Raw genomic sequence first — 11,917 nt, 5'->3', positions numbered from 1 at the left:
AGATAAGATGGAATTGATCGAGAGGATGCTTAATGGTGACAAAAGGGCACTTTCTAGACTAATGAGTCTAGTAGAAACGAATGATCAGTATGCTGCAAAAATAATACGGGAAATTTATTCCTATACAGGAAACGCACATGTGATTGGAATTACTGGTGCGCCTGGAATTGGTAAAAGTACGTTAGTTGACCGCATTTCTGCTGAATACCGAAAGTTAGGTAAAAGTGTAGGTATTCTTGCTGTTGACCCAACGAGTCCTTTTACTGGCGGTTCCATCCTTGGTGACCGTATTCGGATGAATAGTTGTATAGGAGACGAAGGTTTGTTTATCCGTAGCATTGCAACTAGAGGAAGCTTAGGTGGATTATCTAGGGCTACTGGTGATTTTGTTAAATTATTGGATGCTTTTGGAAAAGATGTGATATTAATTGAAACTGTAGGAACGGGGCAATCAGAGGTAGAAATTGTCAGTTTAGCTCAAACAACCATGGTTGTCTTAGCACCTGGATATGGTGATGAAGTTCAAACAATTAAAGCTGGTATTATGGAGATTGGAGATCTATTTATTGTTAATAAAGCGGATCATCCTGAAACATCTCGTACTGTTCATGAAATTGAAGCAATGCTTCATTTTAAAAATTTGAATAAAGATCAGTGGAATCCAACGGTATTAACTTCAATTGCTTCGCAAAATAAAGGGGTAAGTGAAATAGTAAATCAATTGGTGAATCATCAAAAATATTTGATACAATCTGGAACAGAAAATAAAAAGAATATGAATCGAATTGAAAAAGAAATGCTTCAATTAATAAAATATCGCTTTGAAAAAGAAGTGATTACAAACATGAAATGTTCAACTGTTTTTGAAAGAACTATTGAAGATATTAAATCCTATAAAATAGATCCACATACTGCCGTTGACCGACTTTTTTCAACTATTAACTATTTAGGTGAAAAGAATGAAACGAAGAAAATTTTCTAAAGATTTCAAAATTATGGTAGTTAAGCAGGCAATGACTGGTACGAATAAATCAAATATTGCAAGACGTTATATTTTAAATCCTGGTGTCATAAGCCGTTGGATTAATGAATTTAAGCAAGGGAAAATATAACCAAGGAATATAAAAGAGGGATGTCATCGTTGACAGCCCTCTTTTGACGAAATATCTGTGCCAATTAACAAAGTGAAGTATTAACCCTCACCATCAGTCTGACTGTTATGGTTTGCTTTTTTGACCTTTTTTGATCCGCTTAGTGGCTCTGGTTGGCCAGATTGTCCTTTTGTATGAGTGCGGCGTTGATCTTTGTACGTATTTTTTTCAGTCATTGTTTTTCCTCCATTGTAAGTAATTTTAGTTATTACTATCCGTTAGTATAATAATTGCTCCTTAAACTTATTCACCGTAGGGATGAATAGTTTTTTTGTAAACAGGGCTAAATAAGGCTATAGTACAACTTTGTTTTTTACAAAAGGAGGGTCCTCATATGCCATTTAATAAAAATAAACAGCAAGCGTTCCAAGCTGCTCAGCAGGAGTTTGTTGAAGCACAAAATATGATTCACGACCTTGATTATCAAGCAAGTGATTACGGGCATCAGTTAAATCAAGCGATGCAAGAGATTGATGAAGCACAACAAGTGATAAACAAAGCACTGATAACAGCCTCAGAACATCAACGACAACAACTGCAACTGTACCAACAAGAATTGGACCAATTACGACAACAGATGGATCAATAACAAATAAAACGACCGATCAATATCGGTCGTTTTATTTGTTATTAATAATTTTAGAATTACATTATCAATTCTAAATTTGACTTATCACTGGTTCTTTTTCTTCTTTTTGTTAAATTGTTTCTGTTCTTCTGTTAGCGGTTCATTTGATAATTCTTCATTGTAGCCAGCCCCGACTCCTTGGGCTTTTGCATTGTTCGCTCCTGGTATTACATGATTTGCTTTTCGCTTAGCCATTTTGTTCACCTCCATTTTTATTTTTGGCAGGAAGGTTAAATTTTATGAAGTTGCTTCATGGTTGGATAGAATGTAAAGCATGGTGCAAAATAGGATAGAATCTCTTAAAATTCCTATGAAGGAGGAGCATCTATGCCAAATTCAAACCGTACAAAACCGAATGCGAAAAAGGCAAAAGCAAATAAAAATAAAGTAAGGGAACAAGTATTAAAACATTCAGATAAAACGTCTAATTAAAAGTGCATGCAGGTAGCAGGTAAGCTATCTGCATTTTTGCGAAAAAGATAAAAAACAAACGAAATTTTTCTCAATTTTCAAATGTTTAGTGTAAATTAAATAAAAATTATTTTATTTTAATAGAATATTTGATATTCTTTAAGAGTGAGTGTCTAGGTTATTTTTTTACAATTTTTTAAACTTTTTTCGACATTAGTATTTCAGCAATTGTGAAAATGTGGTATAAGATATTTAGAAGGAGGGGTTTTACATATGGCAAACAAAAATCTTTTTGACTCTCGTCAAACGTTCAAAGCGAACGACAAAACGTATAACTATTATAGCTTACAGGCACTAGAAGACAAAGGTATTGGTATGGTTTCTAAGCTTCCATACTCAATTAAAGTTCTTCTAGAATCGGTTCTTCGTCAATACGATGGATTCGTAATTAAAGAAGAGCACGTTGCCAACCTAGCAAAATGGGGTACAAGTGATATTCAAGATATCGATGTTCCATTTAAACCTTCACGTGTTATCTTCCAGGACTTCACAGGGGTACCTTGTGTCGTTGACCTTGCTTCATTACGTAAAGCAATGGCAGATCTTGGTGGAGACCCACAAAAAATCAACCCGGAAATTCCAGTTGATCTTGTAATTGACCACTCAGTACAAGTTGATAAAGCAGGTACATCTGATGCTCTAAACTTCAATATGGACCTTGAGTTCGAGCGTAACGAAGAGCGTTATCAATTCTTAAGCTGGGCACAAAAAGCATTTGATAACTACCGTGCAGTACCGCCTGCAACAGGTATTGTTCACCAAGTTAACCTTGAGTACTTAGCAAATATCGTTCTTACATCTGTCAAAGATGGCGATACAGTTGCTTATCCAGATTCAGTATTTGGTACTGATTCACATACAACAATGATTAACGGTATCGGTGTTCTTGGATGGGGTGTTGGTGGTATTGAGGCAGAAGCTGGAATGCTTGGACAACCTTCTTACTTCCCAGTGCCAGAAGTTATCGGTGTGAAATTAACTGGTAAGCTTCCAAGTGGAACAACAGCTACAGACGTAGCATTAAAAGTAACTCAAGTTCTACGTGAAAAGAAAGTTGTAGGGAAATTTGTAGAATTCTACGGTCCGGGACTAGCTGAAATGCCACTTGCTGACCGTGCAACAATTTCAAACATGGCTCCTGAATATGGTGCAACATGTGGTTTCTTCCCAATTGATGAAGAAGCTCTTAATTACATGCGCTTAACAGGACGTTCTGAAGAGCAAATTAAGCTTGTTGAAGAATACAGCAAAGCAAATGGTTTATTCTACGTACCAGGTGAAACGCCAGATCCAGTCTACACAAGCGTAGTAGAATTAGACCTTTCTGAAATCGAAGCAAACCTTTCTGGTCCTAAGCGTCCACAAGACCTTGTTCCACTTTCAAAAATGCAACAATCTTTCCGTGATGCAGTAGTGGCGCCACAAGGAACACAAGGTTTAGGTCTTTCTGAAGAAGAATTCAAGAAAGAAGTTACTGTAAAGCTTGCTAACGGTAACGAAACAACAATGAAGACTGGTGCGATCGCGATCGCTTCAATTACAAGCTGTACAAACACTTCTAACCCTTACGTACTAGTAGGTGCAGGATTAGTTGCGAAGAAAGCAGCTGAAAAAGGAATGAAAGTACCTGAGTATGTAAAAACATCTCTAGCACCAGGTTCTAAAGTAGTTACAGGTTATCTTCGTGATGCTGGATTACAACCATACCTAGATCAATTAGGCTTTAACATTGTTGGTTATGGCTGTACGACATGTATCGGTAACTCTGGTCCTCTTGCTGATGAAATCGAAGCAGCAATTTCTGAAAATGATTTAACAGTTACATCAGTTCTTTCTGGTAACCGTAACTTTGAAGGCCGTATCCATGCGTTAGTAAAAGCTAACTACTTAGCTTCACCGCCTTTAGTCGTTGCTTATGCTTTAGCTGGAACGGTTGATATCGATCTTAAAAATGATCCAATTGGAAAAGATAAAGACGGAAATGACGTATTCTTTAACGATATCTGGCCAACAGCTGATGAAATTGCTGCAGTTGTTGAGAAAACAGTTACACCAGAATTGTTCCGTAAAGAATACGATAACGTGTTCCAAAGCAACCCTCGTTGGAACGAAATTAATACAACTGATGATGCTCTTTATAAGTGGGATGAGGAGTCTACGTATATTGCGAACCCACCTTACTTTGAAGGACTATCTGCTGAGCCAGGGGAAGTTAAACCATTATCTGGCTTACGTGTAATGGGTAAATTCGGAGATACAGTAACAACTGACCACATTTCACCAGCAGGTTCATTCAGCAGCACAACTCCTGCAGGTAAATACCTTGTTTCTAAAGGTGTTGAGCCGAAAGATTTCAACTCTTACGGATCTCGTCGTGGTCACCACGAAGTAATGATGCGTGGTACATTTGCAAACATCCGTATCCGTAACCAAGTTGCTCCTGGTACTGAAGGTGGATACACTACGTACTGGCCAACTGGCGAAATTATGCCAATCTATGATGCAGCAATGAAGTACAAAGAAGATGGTACTGGTCTTGCGATCTTAGCTGGTAAAGACTATGGAATGGGAAGTTCACGTGACTGGGCAGCAAAAGGAACTAACCTTTTAGGCGTGAAAACAGTTATCGCTGAAAGCTATGAGCGTATTCACCGTTCAAACTTAGTATTAATGGGAGTTCTTCCGCTTCAATTCTTAGAAGGTGACAGCGCTGAATCACTTGGCTTAACTGGAAAAGAAACGTTTGAAGTAGCTGTAACAAACGATGTGAAACCTCGTGATATTGTTAAAGTTACTGCAACTGATGAAGAAGGAAACAAGAAAGAGTTTGATGTATTAGCACGTTTTGACAGTGAAGTTGAAATTGAGTACTACCGTCATGGCGGTATCCTTCAAATGATTCTTCGCGGTAAACTTGCTGAAGAAAAAGCGAATGCTTAATAAATAAATGAAAAAGAAAACTGCTCATATTGAACAGTTTTCTTTTTCTATTTTGTATAAAATTTCACGTACCGTATTTAGGTTATTGTTTTTTTAAAAAGAGTAGCAAAAGAGATTTATTTTTTCAAAATATATGTGCCACGATCGGTTTTAATTGTCAAAAATTCATTTGAAGCTTCAATCGAATGAAGTTCTTTTAGTGATAGTTCATAGCTGTTTAACGGTAGTGGGGAGGACCCGTTTTTGTTAATAACAGTTCCTTTCCCTTTTAATTGAATCGTATATGGATCAACATAATCATCGTCATCACGGGCTTGCTTAACAATGGATACGTTTTCTAGTTCCAACGTATTACGGTCAATGTCATGTCGTTCTTCTTTTTCAATTGTAATTTCAGAACCTTTCATGTTAGTTAATTCTTGCATTAAATACTCAATTTTTTTGTTAGTCATCTCATCATTCATGACGCAATCCCCCTTAACTTACTTTTCTTAGCATATCTTTCTCGTTACACCGTCAATACATACATTAAAATAAAATTTATTGTTAAAGGGATACTAACAATGTAGCAACTCACTATAGCTAGGAAGGAGCTGGTCAATATGGGTCGCCAGAAAAAAGGAAATGGCAATGCTCAACGTAATAACAACAAAAAAGCCATGGGTAAGAACAACCATGCTTCAGAGCTAAGTACCTTTTCTGAATTTGAAGCAGAAAAAATGAATAGTCACAAAAAATAAGCTAACAAAAACCGGCAATGAATGAAGATTCATGCCGGTTTTAAAATTATACCAATCAAAAAAACAGTAGAGAATGATCGGAAAAAAGTTAGGGAACCTTCTCCCTGGCTTTTTATGTGTGATTTCAATTAGTAATTAATAACAAGCGTAAAAAACGCAGAGAAGCAAATCCTAATCATTGTGAAAGGGGGGGATGTACGGTGACAGTGCAAACACAATTACAACAAGCCATTGCTTCGGCTCAAAGTGTACAAGCAAGTCTAACTCAATTTAGTTTGGAAACGCAAAACCAGCAGGCACAGCAATTATTTCAGCAGTTGGCTCAGCAACAGAAAAATATTCTAACACAGCTAGAAGGACGTTATCAGCAAGTGTTACAAGAGGAGCCGCAATTCAATCAAAGTCAGTAAAACAATACGAATACAAACTGCTATAAGAGCCCAAGAATACGTATGTACTTGGGTTCTTTCAACATAAAATGATAGTTGTTAGGGAAGGAGGCTAGCTATCATGTTCGAATTTTGGACGGGTGCAGAAGATCTCCCAGTATATGGATTTTTAGTACGAGCATTGATTGTTTATTTATATATTTTTATAATGATTAAAATTCTCGGGCAGAGATCAATGGGGTCGATTGATCCACTTGATTTTTTGTTTGGTGTTATTATTGGTGATGTCGTCGGGGAGCCATTATCAAGCGGTGAAATTCCGCTGGGCGGACCATTAGCAGCTGCCGCGTTGATCGCTTGTCTTCATTTGTTTTTATCTTATATTGCCTTAAAAATGCCCAGGTTTCGAAGGGTTATTGAAGATGAACCAATCATCTTAATGGAAAAAGGAAAAATATTACATGAGCAATTGAGAAAAGTTAAAATGACAACAGAATCGTTATTAATGGACATTCGATTAAATGGTGCATCGATTGATGAAGTAGATTATGCGGTTTTAGAATCGAATGGGCAAATAAGTATTATAAAGAAAAGTGAGGCACAAAGCTTAACACCGAAAGATATGCTCCAAACACCGCCACCTAAAGGATATCCAACTGTTTTAATTCAAGATGGACATGTCATTGATGCCAATCTGAAAAAAGTCGGTACACGCAGCTGGCTAACTGATCAGCTCCACAAACGGGGAATTCGAAACTATACAGAAGTATTTTTGTTAACAATGGATGAGGGAGGGCAAATTTATTTTAGTAAAAAGTAAATAAAGTAATGAATAAAGATCTCTCTCACAAATCGTGAGAGTTTTTTTATTAAAGATTGAAACAAATTTTCAAAAAATTTCATATACTATGTTTATTATCGCCTAAAAATAGGCAAACTAATTATAAGAAAATTCAAATTGGAGTGATAAGTATGAGAAGAATTAAAAAAATGTCATTTGATGAACTGGTGAATGAAAATAAAAAGAACTTATTAAAGGATCGGGATGCATTAGATAAAATCGAACAGCGAATTGAGGATAGACGAGCACAAAAGCTGTAGTTGCTTCCACTTCTCTCCATGGATAATGGTCTTACAGAAGGCCATATTAAGAGGGAGGGAAGGGGTGAATAATGATGGCAAAATCAAAGCATGCGTTTGATAAATTCCGACCAAATCATTTAGGAACACAACCACGGAAATCGGATTCAAATAATGGAAAGAAAATGAATACAAAAGGGAATGAACATCCTGACTATGTTCCTCCAAAAGGATAAACAAAAATAAACGAAAAAACACATGACATTGATGCAGTTCATTCACATTCAAAGTCATGTGTTTTTTGATGGCAAAAGTGCTAACTTCCGTTTGCTTCAAGCCATTGCAAGACATAATCAAAATTTTGTTGCTCTTTCACATCAAAAAAGTTGGCAAATGGATTCCCCTTCGTTTCAAGTCGATTTACGATGGTTGTCATAGGAAATTGACTTGGGTGTAACTGCTCACCAACCTCATCCCAAAATAAAGGTGTTGCCGCTAACGCTTCCTCATTACCACGAATCGAGTACGGGGCGATAATCGTTTTTCCTTCCGCATGCTGTATATAATCGACATATAATCGTTTATCACGTTTTACCTTTAAGCGTTCAGTCGTAAACCATTTCGGTTCTTTACTCGTTAAATAATTTGCAATAAAAGCAGTAAATTGCCGTGTTTGATCATATGTGTACGTATGATCTGGAAGTGGAATATACAGCTGTAATCCTTTGTTTCCAGATGTTTTGACAAAGGAATGTAATTTCAATTTATCGAGAATGTCCTTTAGTATTAATGCTGCTTCAATGGCTAAGTGGAACTCATTTTGAGAAGGCGGGTCAAGGTCAAAGACAATTTCTGTTGGCTTCATTGAATGCACGGTTTGAAATGGAACATGATACTCAAAGGCAAGTTGATTCCCAAGCCAAATGAGTGTGGGCAGATCAGAGCAAATAATATAATTGATGTCATCATGAATATGGGTGTTAATAAAATCTGGGGCATAGTCGGGACAATTTTTCTGGTAAAATGCTTCACTTTTTGCCCCATGAGGATAACGAATAACAGTAAGAAGTCGGTTTGCAAGAAACGGTAGCATGTAGTTGGAAATTTTGATTAAGTATTGTAAATAGTCAATTTTTTTGATGCCGATCTTGGGCCAAAGAGGCTTTGACATGCTTGTAATCGTTAGTTGTTGTCCATTAATCGTTAGTTCAGCTCGTTCTTTTGTACTGATTCCCATGTGCAATCCTCCCAATTCACATCAAACCGAAATCGTAGAAACCGGGGTTGTCTTAGTTTTTGCTTGTACAATTCCAAAAATTGCAGCTCTACACAAATACTCGGTTTTATCATGATCAGTTCTTTTGACTCTGATTCTTTATTTTTCTTAATGATCTCAATGAGTGCCGTTTTTTCAGTATCATTCAGTCCATGTAAAAACGGACCTAAAGGTACAAGTTCATTGTTATGAAGTAGCGAGACATGAAAATAGCCGTTAATTTTGTCATAAGCTGTTAAGATAAAAACAGCCGCTTTCCAATTTTTTATCTTTACCCATTCTTTTGTTCGAGTTCCTGGAAGCCAGAGGCTCGTTTTCTTTTTGGCAATAATTCCTTCTCCATCAGCTTTTTTCACTCTGTTCCAAATGCTGGAATGATTTGTTTCTGATTCGATAAATTGAAGAGCAGGAAACCTTTTATGATTTAACTGAGAAAAGAGTTGTTCGAGATGTTGTTTACGTTCTTCAAGTGGTTTGTTTTTCATATCAACGCCAGCAATCATCAAGACATCAAAAGCTAAAAATTGAGCAGGGGTTTGCTTAGATGCCTGCTCAATTTTTAGCTCATTTTTAAGACGGCCACGAATTTGAATTTCTTCAAAATTTGCCTTGTCAGCCGAATCTAAAATACAAAGCTCGCCATCTAACATCATCGGCATTAATTTTGTATGTGATCCTTGAAGGGAAGAAAGGGATTGGATAACTTCAGGAAACAAGTGATCTAATCGGTGTAAATTTCTACTCATCATGTGCACCTGTTCTCCTGACCAATATAAAAGGCAGCGGTAGCCATCAAATTTCACTTCATATACCCATTCATTTCCAGTTGGAATCTGTTCCACAAGAGTAGGTACCATAGGTTTGTAAATTGTCACCATTTATCCTGTCGCCTTCTTTTTGCGGATTGGTGCTTTCTTTTCTTTTTTCGGCTGTGTTTGTTTTGTTTTTGTTTTCGTTTGGTCTATGCTTGCCTGTAACGCTTCCATAAGATCAACGACGTTTGTTTCAGGTACCTCTTTTGAAACTTTAATTTCATCTCCAGTTATCTTATGTTGAATAAGATCCATCAGGGCAGTTCGGTAATCATCCGTATATTTTTCAGGTTCAAATTCGGTTGTTAACTGTTCAATTAGCTGAACAGCAGTGTTAACTTCCTTTTGATCTAGTTCTATATTTTCTGGTATCCCTGGGACATTTTCAACTTTTCTCACTTCATCAGGGTAATGAATCGTTTCGAGAACAAGCGCATTTTTGTAGACACGGACGGCGGCTAATTGCTGTTTCGAACGAATCATAATTTTAGCTAAACCGATCTTCCCTGTATCCTCCATTGCTTTTTTTAGGAGCATGTACGCTTTTTCGCCATTATCATTTGGCCCTATAAAGTACGATTTATTAAAATAAATCGGGTCAACTTCTTTTAAATCGATAAAGTCGATGATCTCGACACTTTTTGATTTTTCTTGGGCAAGCGCATCAAGTTCCTCTTTTTCAAGAATAACAAACTTTCCAGGCTCATATTCATAACCTTTAACGAGATCATCCGGTTTAATTTCCTTTTCACACGAAGGGCATACTTTTTCATATTTAATCGGAGTATGACATTCTTTATGCAATGTTCTCATTTTAATGTCTTTATCTTCAGTCGCCGCAAAGAGCTTGATGGGAATGTGTACAAGCCCAAAGCTGATCGAACCTTTCCACATTGTGTGCATAGATTACACTTCCTTATTTTTTATGACATTTTCTTTTCTATTTCCTAGTATTACACCTTAATTCATTGAAATAAGTGTTATCTTTTACCTGATCTGAAATGTCAGTTTAATAGTTCTGAATTTTTTGAATATATTATAGAAAAAAATGCTTGTCATTTGTTTCTGTTCGTCTCATAATAGATTCATGTGCCGATTGTCTGAGTGGTATGAATTACTTTGAAGGGTGGTTTTTTTCAATGAATAGTCAGCCTTCTCTAAATGTAAATGAAAAGAAAAAGCCGATGAATACAATCTTTTTTCTTTTGTTTCTGTTCTATGTACTAGCACTGATATATGTGACATTGCTAGCATGGAATTATGGGGCTTCTTTAGGTCCAGCAGGGCCTGGCGGAAGAAATTACAATATAACTCCGTTTCGAAGTATCTATCGAATCGCTGTTTATAGTCCGACAATCATTGATCCAATCAAAATTTTACTTGGAAATGTAGTGCTGTTTATCCCGTTTGGTTTTCTTCTGCCGCTTGTCGTACGAAAACTAAAATTTTCAATTATAAAGGTAACCTTTGCTGGAATGTGCGTTTCAATTTTGATTGAAAGTGCTCAGTTTCTCTTTACGTACCGAGTCTCTAATATTGATGATGTCATATTGAATACGGTTGGAACATTTATCGGTGTCACCGCCATTAAATTCATTGTCTTTCTTAAACGAAAAATTCATATCTTCGTTGTAAAAAAGCAACCACAATGATTGGCTAGGACATGTGGTTGCTTTTTGTTATATTTTTGAAGGTTTTGCTGTTGCTGCAGCGATTGTTTTTCGTTTCCAAAGGCGGTAAAAACTATAGACAATAGCAAGAAAAACACTATAAATAAACACGGTGAGGAAGATGCTTTGCGGGTTGTTCATTAAGCTATCTCCGACAACAGCAAACAAAATCATCGCCGGGATCTTTCCAAGAGCCGATGCGATGGCATAACTAATGAAGGTAACTCGACTCAATGAGGAGTATACGTTAATAATAATCGATGGTATAAACGGAATTAATCTTGAGATAAAGATGGTCATAAACGCATTTTGTTCAAACAAGACGGTGACTCTACCTAATGTTTTATATTTGTGCAGGATTTTCATGCCCCAATCCTGATAGCCATAGCGTACAAAGAGGAACATAAGCAATGAGGCGAGAGTAGATCCAATCCACGTTACCAATCCACCTAGAACACCCCCATAGGCTGCACCAATAATTCCGCCAACAATTGGATAAGGAATAATCGGGAATAACGCCATTAATGTGGCAACAATACTGGTTAGGATAACAAAATCATTACCATGATGCTGAATCCAAAAGAGGATGTTTTCTCCAAAATAATAAATAATGAAAGCAATTGATAGATAGACAAACGCAAGTCCAATTTTTTTTGTCATCAGTTTGGGCTCCTTAAAAATTTCACGTACCGTAATTATACTATGAAATTGAATATGATTAAATCAAAACAAGAGGGTGTAAAGAATAAGAATACCACAA

General features: G+C 36.6%; 17 protein-coding genes. 10 read left to right on the top strand and 7 right to left on the bottom strand.

Going from position 1 to position 11,917, the window contains the following annotated elements:
• Positions 1-7 precede the first annotated feature (7 nt).
• Positions 8-982: a methylmalonyl Co-A mutase-associated GTPase MeaB gene (gene meaB, locus ACJ2A9_RS02055; protein ID WP_441419937.1), complete on the top strand. Its 975-nt coding sequence runs from the start codon at positions 8-10 to the stop codon at positions 980-982.
• Positions 960-1,112: a transposase gene (locus tag ACJ2A9_RS02050; RefSeq protein WP_441419936.1), complete on the top strand. Its 153-nt coding sequence runs from the start codon at positions 960-962 to the stop codon at positions 1,110-1,112. Before meaB ends, ACJ2A9_RS02050 begins: the two co-directional genes overlap by 23 nt.
• A gap of 80 nt (positions 1,113-1,192) precedes the next feature.
• Here ACJ2A9_RS02050 and ACJ2A9_RS02045 read toward each other — a convergent pair whose 3' ends face one another.
• Positions 1,193-1,327 carry a small acid-soluble spore protein P gene (locus tag ACJ2A9_RS02045; protein ID WP_441419935.1) on the bottom strand — a complete coding sequence of 45 codons (135 nt, stop codon included), beginning with the start codon at positions 1,325-1,327 and terminating at the stop codon, positions 1,193-1,195.
• A gap of 158 nt (positions 1,328-1,485) precedes the next feature.
• On the opposite strand from ACJ2A9_RS02045, the gene ACJ2A9_RS02040 reads away from it, so the two are divergent.
• Positions 1,486-1,740, top strand: a complete 255-nt coding sequence (locus ACJ2A9_RS02040) for a hypothetical protein (RefSeq protein WP_441419934.1) — start codon at positions 1,486-1,488, stop codon at positions 1,738-1,740.
• 84 nt (positions 1,741-1,824) lie between these two features.
• Here ACJ2A9_RS02040 and sspO read toward each other — a convergent pair whose 3' ends face one another.
• A complete protein-coding gene (sspO, locus tag ACJ2A9_RS02035) occupies positions 1,825-1,974 on the bottom strand; it encodes a small acid-soluble spore protein O (protein WP_441419933.1) in 150 nt (49 codons plus the stop codon).
• A 489-nt stretch (positions 1,975-2,463) separates the two neighbouring features.
• Between sspO and acnA the strand changes: the two genes are divergently transcribed.
• Positions 2,464-5,190 (top strand): aconitate hydratase AcnA, encoded by a 2,727-nt coding sequence (gene acnA / locus ACJ2A9_RS02030; protein WP_441419932.1) that lies wholly within the window; start codon positions 2,464-2,466, stop codon positions 5,188-5,190.
• 116 nt (positions 5,191-5,306) lie between these two features.
• Here the strand turns inward: acnA and ACJ2A9_RS02025 are convergent, their stop codons facing one another.
• On the bottom strand, positions 5,307-5,654 hold the full coding sequence (locus ACJ2A9_RS02025; protein WP_441419931.1) for a hypothetical protein: 348 nt from the start codon (positions 5,652-5,654) through the stop codon (positions 5,307-5,309).
• Positions 5,655-5,792: 138 nt separating this feature from the next.
• On the opposite strand from ACJ2A9_RS02025, the gene ACJ2A9_RS02020 reads away from it, so the two are divergent.
• The 5 genes from ACJ2A9_RS02020 (at position 5,793) to ACJ2A9_RS02000 (ending at position 7,635) form a co-directional block, all read left to right on the top strand.
• Entirely contained in the window at positions 5,793-5,930 is a 138-nt protein-coding gene (locus ACJ2A9_RS02020) for a hypothetical protein (protein WP_441419930.1), read from the top strand.
• Between the two features lie 200 nt (positions 5,931-6,130).
• Positions 6,131-6,340 (top strand): DUF1657 domain-containing protein, encoded by a 210-nt coding sequence (locus ACJ2A9_RS02015; protein ID WP_441419929.1) that lies wholly within the window; start codon positions 6,131-6,133, stop codon positions 6,338-6,340.
• Positions 6,341-6,440: 100 nt separating this feature from the next.
• Entirely contained in the window at positions 6,441-7,139 is a 699-nt protein-coding gene (locus ACJ2A9_RS02010) for a YetF domain-containing protein (RefSeq protein WP_441419928.1), read from the top strand.
• 152 nt (positions 7,140-7,291) lie between these two features.
• Positions 7,292-7,420 (top strand): FbpB family small basic protein, encoded by a 129-nt coding sequence (locus ACJ2A9_RS02005; protein ID WP_441419927.1) that lies wholly within the window; start codon positions 7,292-7,294, stop codon positions 7,418-7,420.
• 74 nt (positions 7,421-7,494) lie between these two features.
• Positions 7,495-7,635 (top strand): acid-soluble spore protein N, encoded by a 141-nt coding sequence (locus ACJ2A9_RS02000; RefSeq protein WP_216827844.1) that lies wholly within the window; start codon positions 7,495-7,497, stop codon positions 7,633-7,635.
• 80 nt (positions 7,636-7,715) lie between these two features.
• Here ACJ2A9_RS02000 and ligD (ACJ2A9_RS01995) read toward each other — a convergent pair whose 3' ends face one another.
• The 3 genes from ligD (ACJ2A9_RS01995) to ku are packed head-to-tail and all read right to left on the bottom strand — an operon-like array spanning position 7,716 to position 10,390.
• Positions 7,716-8,636 carry a non-homologous end-joining DNA ligase gene (gene ligD, locus ACJ2A9_RS01995; RefSeq protein ID WP_441419926.1) on the bottom strand — a complete coding sequence of 307 codons (921 nt, stop codon included), beginning with the start codon at positions 8,634-8,636 and terminating at the stop codon, positions 7,716-7,718.
• On the bottom strand, positions 8,603-9,553 hold the full coding sequence (gene ligD / locus ACJ2A9_RS01990) for a non-homologous end-joining DNA ligase (RefSeq protein ID WP_441419925.1): 951 nt from the start codon (positions 9,551-9,553) through the stop codon (positions 8,603-8,605). Before ligD (ACJ2A9_RS01990) ends, ligD (ACJ2A9_RS01995) begins: the two co-directional genes overlap by 34 nt.
• Entirely contained in the window at positions 9,554-10,390 is an 837-nt protein-coding gene (gene ku / locus ACJ2A9_RS01985) for a non-homologous end joining protein Ku (RefSeq protein WP_441419924.1), read from the bottom strand.
• A 236-nt stretch (positions 10,391-10,626) separates the two neighbouring features.
• On the opposite strand from ku, the gene ACJ2A9_RS01980 reads away from it, so the two are divergent.
• A complete protein-coding gene (locus ACJ2A9_RS01980) occupies positions 10,627-11,139 on the top strand; it encodes a VanZ family protein (protein WP_441419923.1) in 513 nt (170 codons plus the stop codon).
• A 27-nt stretch (positions 11,140-11,166) separates the two neighbouring features.
• Here ACJ2A9_RS01980 and ACJ2A9_RS01975 read toward each other — a convergent pair whose 3' ends face one another.
• Positions 11,167-11,817 (bottom strand): TVP38/TMEM64 family protein, encoded by a 651-nt coding sequence (locus tag ACJ2A9_RS01975; protein ID WP_441419922.1) that lies wholly within the window; start codon positions 11,815-11,817, stop codon positions 11,167-11,169.
• Between the last annotated feature and the right edge of the window lie 100 nt (positions 11,818-11,917).

It is taken from the genome of Anaerobacillus sp. MEB173, from assembly GCF_052119505.1.
Lineage (GTDB): Bacteria > Bacillota > Bacilli > Bacillales > JBJMAU01 > JBJMAU01.
The sequence above is the reverse complement of the archived record's forward strand: the minus strand, read 5'-3'. Positions and strand labels throughout refer to the sequence as shown.

Bases quoted from the DNA above. Each gene is read 5' to 3' on its own strand.
- ACJ2A9_RS02005 (WP_441419927.1), top strand. From the start codon at position 7,292: ATGAGAAGAATTAAAAAAATGTCATTTGATGAACTGGTGAATGAAAAT.
- meaB (WP_441419937.1), top strand. From the start codon at position 8: ATGGAATTGATCGAGAGGATGCTTAATGGTGACAAAAGGGCACTTTCT.
- ACJ2A9_RS02020 (WP_441419930.1), top strand. From the start codon at position 5,793: ATGGGTCGCCAGAAAAAAGGAAATGGCAATGCTCAACGTAATAACAAC.
- ACJ2A9_RS02050 (WP_441419936.1), top strand. From the start codon at position 960: ATGAAACGAAGAAAATTTTCTAAAGATTTCAAAATTATGGTAGTTAAG.
- ACJ2A9_RS02025 (WP_441419931.1), bottom strand. From the start codon at position 5,654: ATGAATGATGAGATGACTAACAAAAAAATTGAGTATTTAATGCAAGAA.
- ligD (WP_441419925.1), bottom strand. From the start codon at position 9,553: ATGGTGACAATTTACAAACCTATGGTACCTACTCTTGTGGAACAGATT.
- ligD (WP_441419926.1), bottom strand. From the start codon at position 8,636: ATGGGAATCAGTACAAAAGAACGAGCTGAACTAACGATTAATGGACAA.
- ACJ2A9_RS01975 (WP_441419922.1), bottom strand. From the start codon at position 11,817: ATGACAAAAAAAATTGGACTTGCGTTTGTCTATCTATCAATTGCTTTC.
- ACJ2A9_RS02010 (WP_441419928.1), top strand. From the start codon at position 6,441: ATGTTCGAATTTTGGACGGGTGCAGAAGATCTCCCAGTATATGGATTT.
- ACJ2A9_RS02045 (WP_441419935.1), bottom strand. From the start codon at position 1,327: ATGACTGAAAAAAATACGTACAAAGATCAACGCCGCACTCATACAAAA.
- ACJ2A9_RS02000 (WP_216827844.1), top strand. From the start codon at position 7,495: ATGGCAAAATCAAAGCATGCGTTTGATAAATTCCGACCAAATCATTTA.
- ACJ2A9_RS01980 (WP_441419923.1), top strand. From the start codon at position 10,627: ATGAATAGTCAGCCTTCTCTAAATGTAAATGAAAAGAAAAAGCCGATG.
- acnA (WP_441419932.1), top strand. From the start codon at position 2,464: ATGGCAAACAAAAATCTTTTTGACTCTCGTCAAACGTTCAAAGCGAAC.
- sspO (WP_441419933.1), bottom strand. From the start codon at position 1,974: ATGGCTAAGCGAAAAGCAAATCATGTAATACCAGGAGCGAACAATGCA.
- ACJ2A9_RS02040 (WP_441419934.1), top strand. From the start codon at position 1,486: ATGCCATTTAATAAAAATAAACAGCAAGCGTTCCAAGCTGCTCAGCAG.
- ku (WP_441419924.1), bottom strand. From the start codon at position 10,390: ATGCACACAATGTGGAAAGGTTCGATCAGCTTTGGGCTTGTACACATT.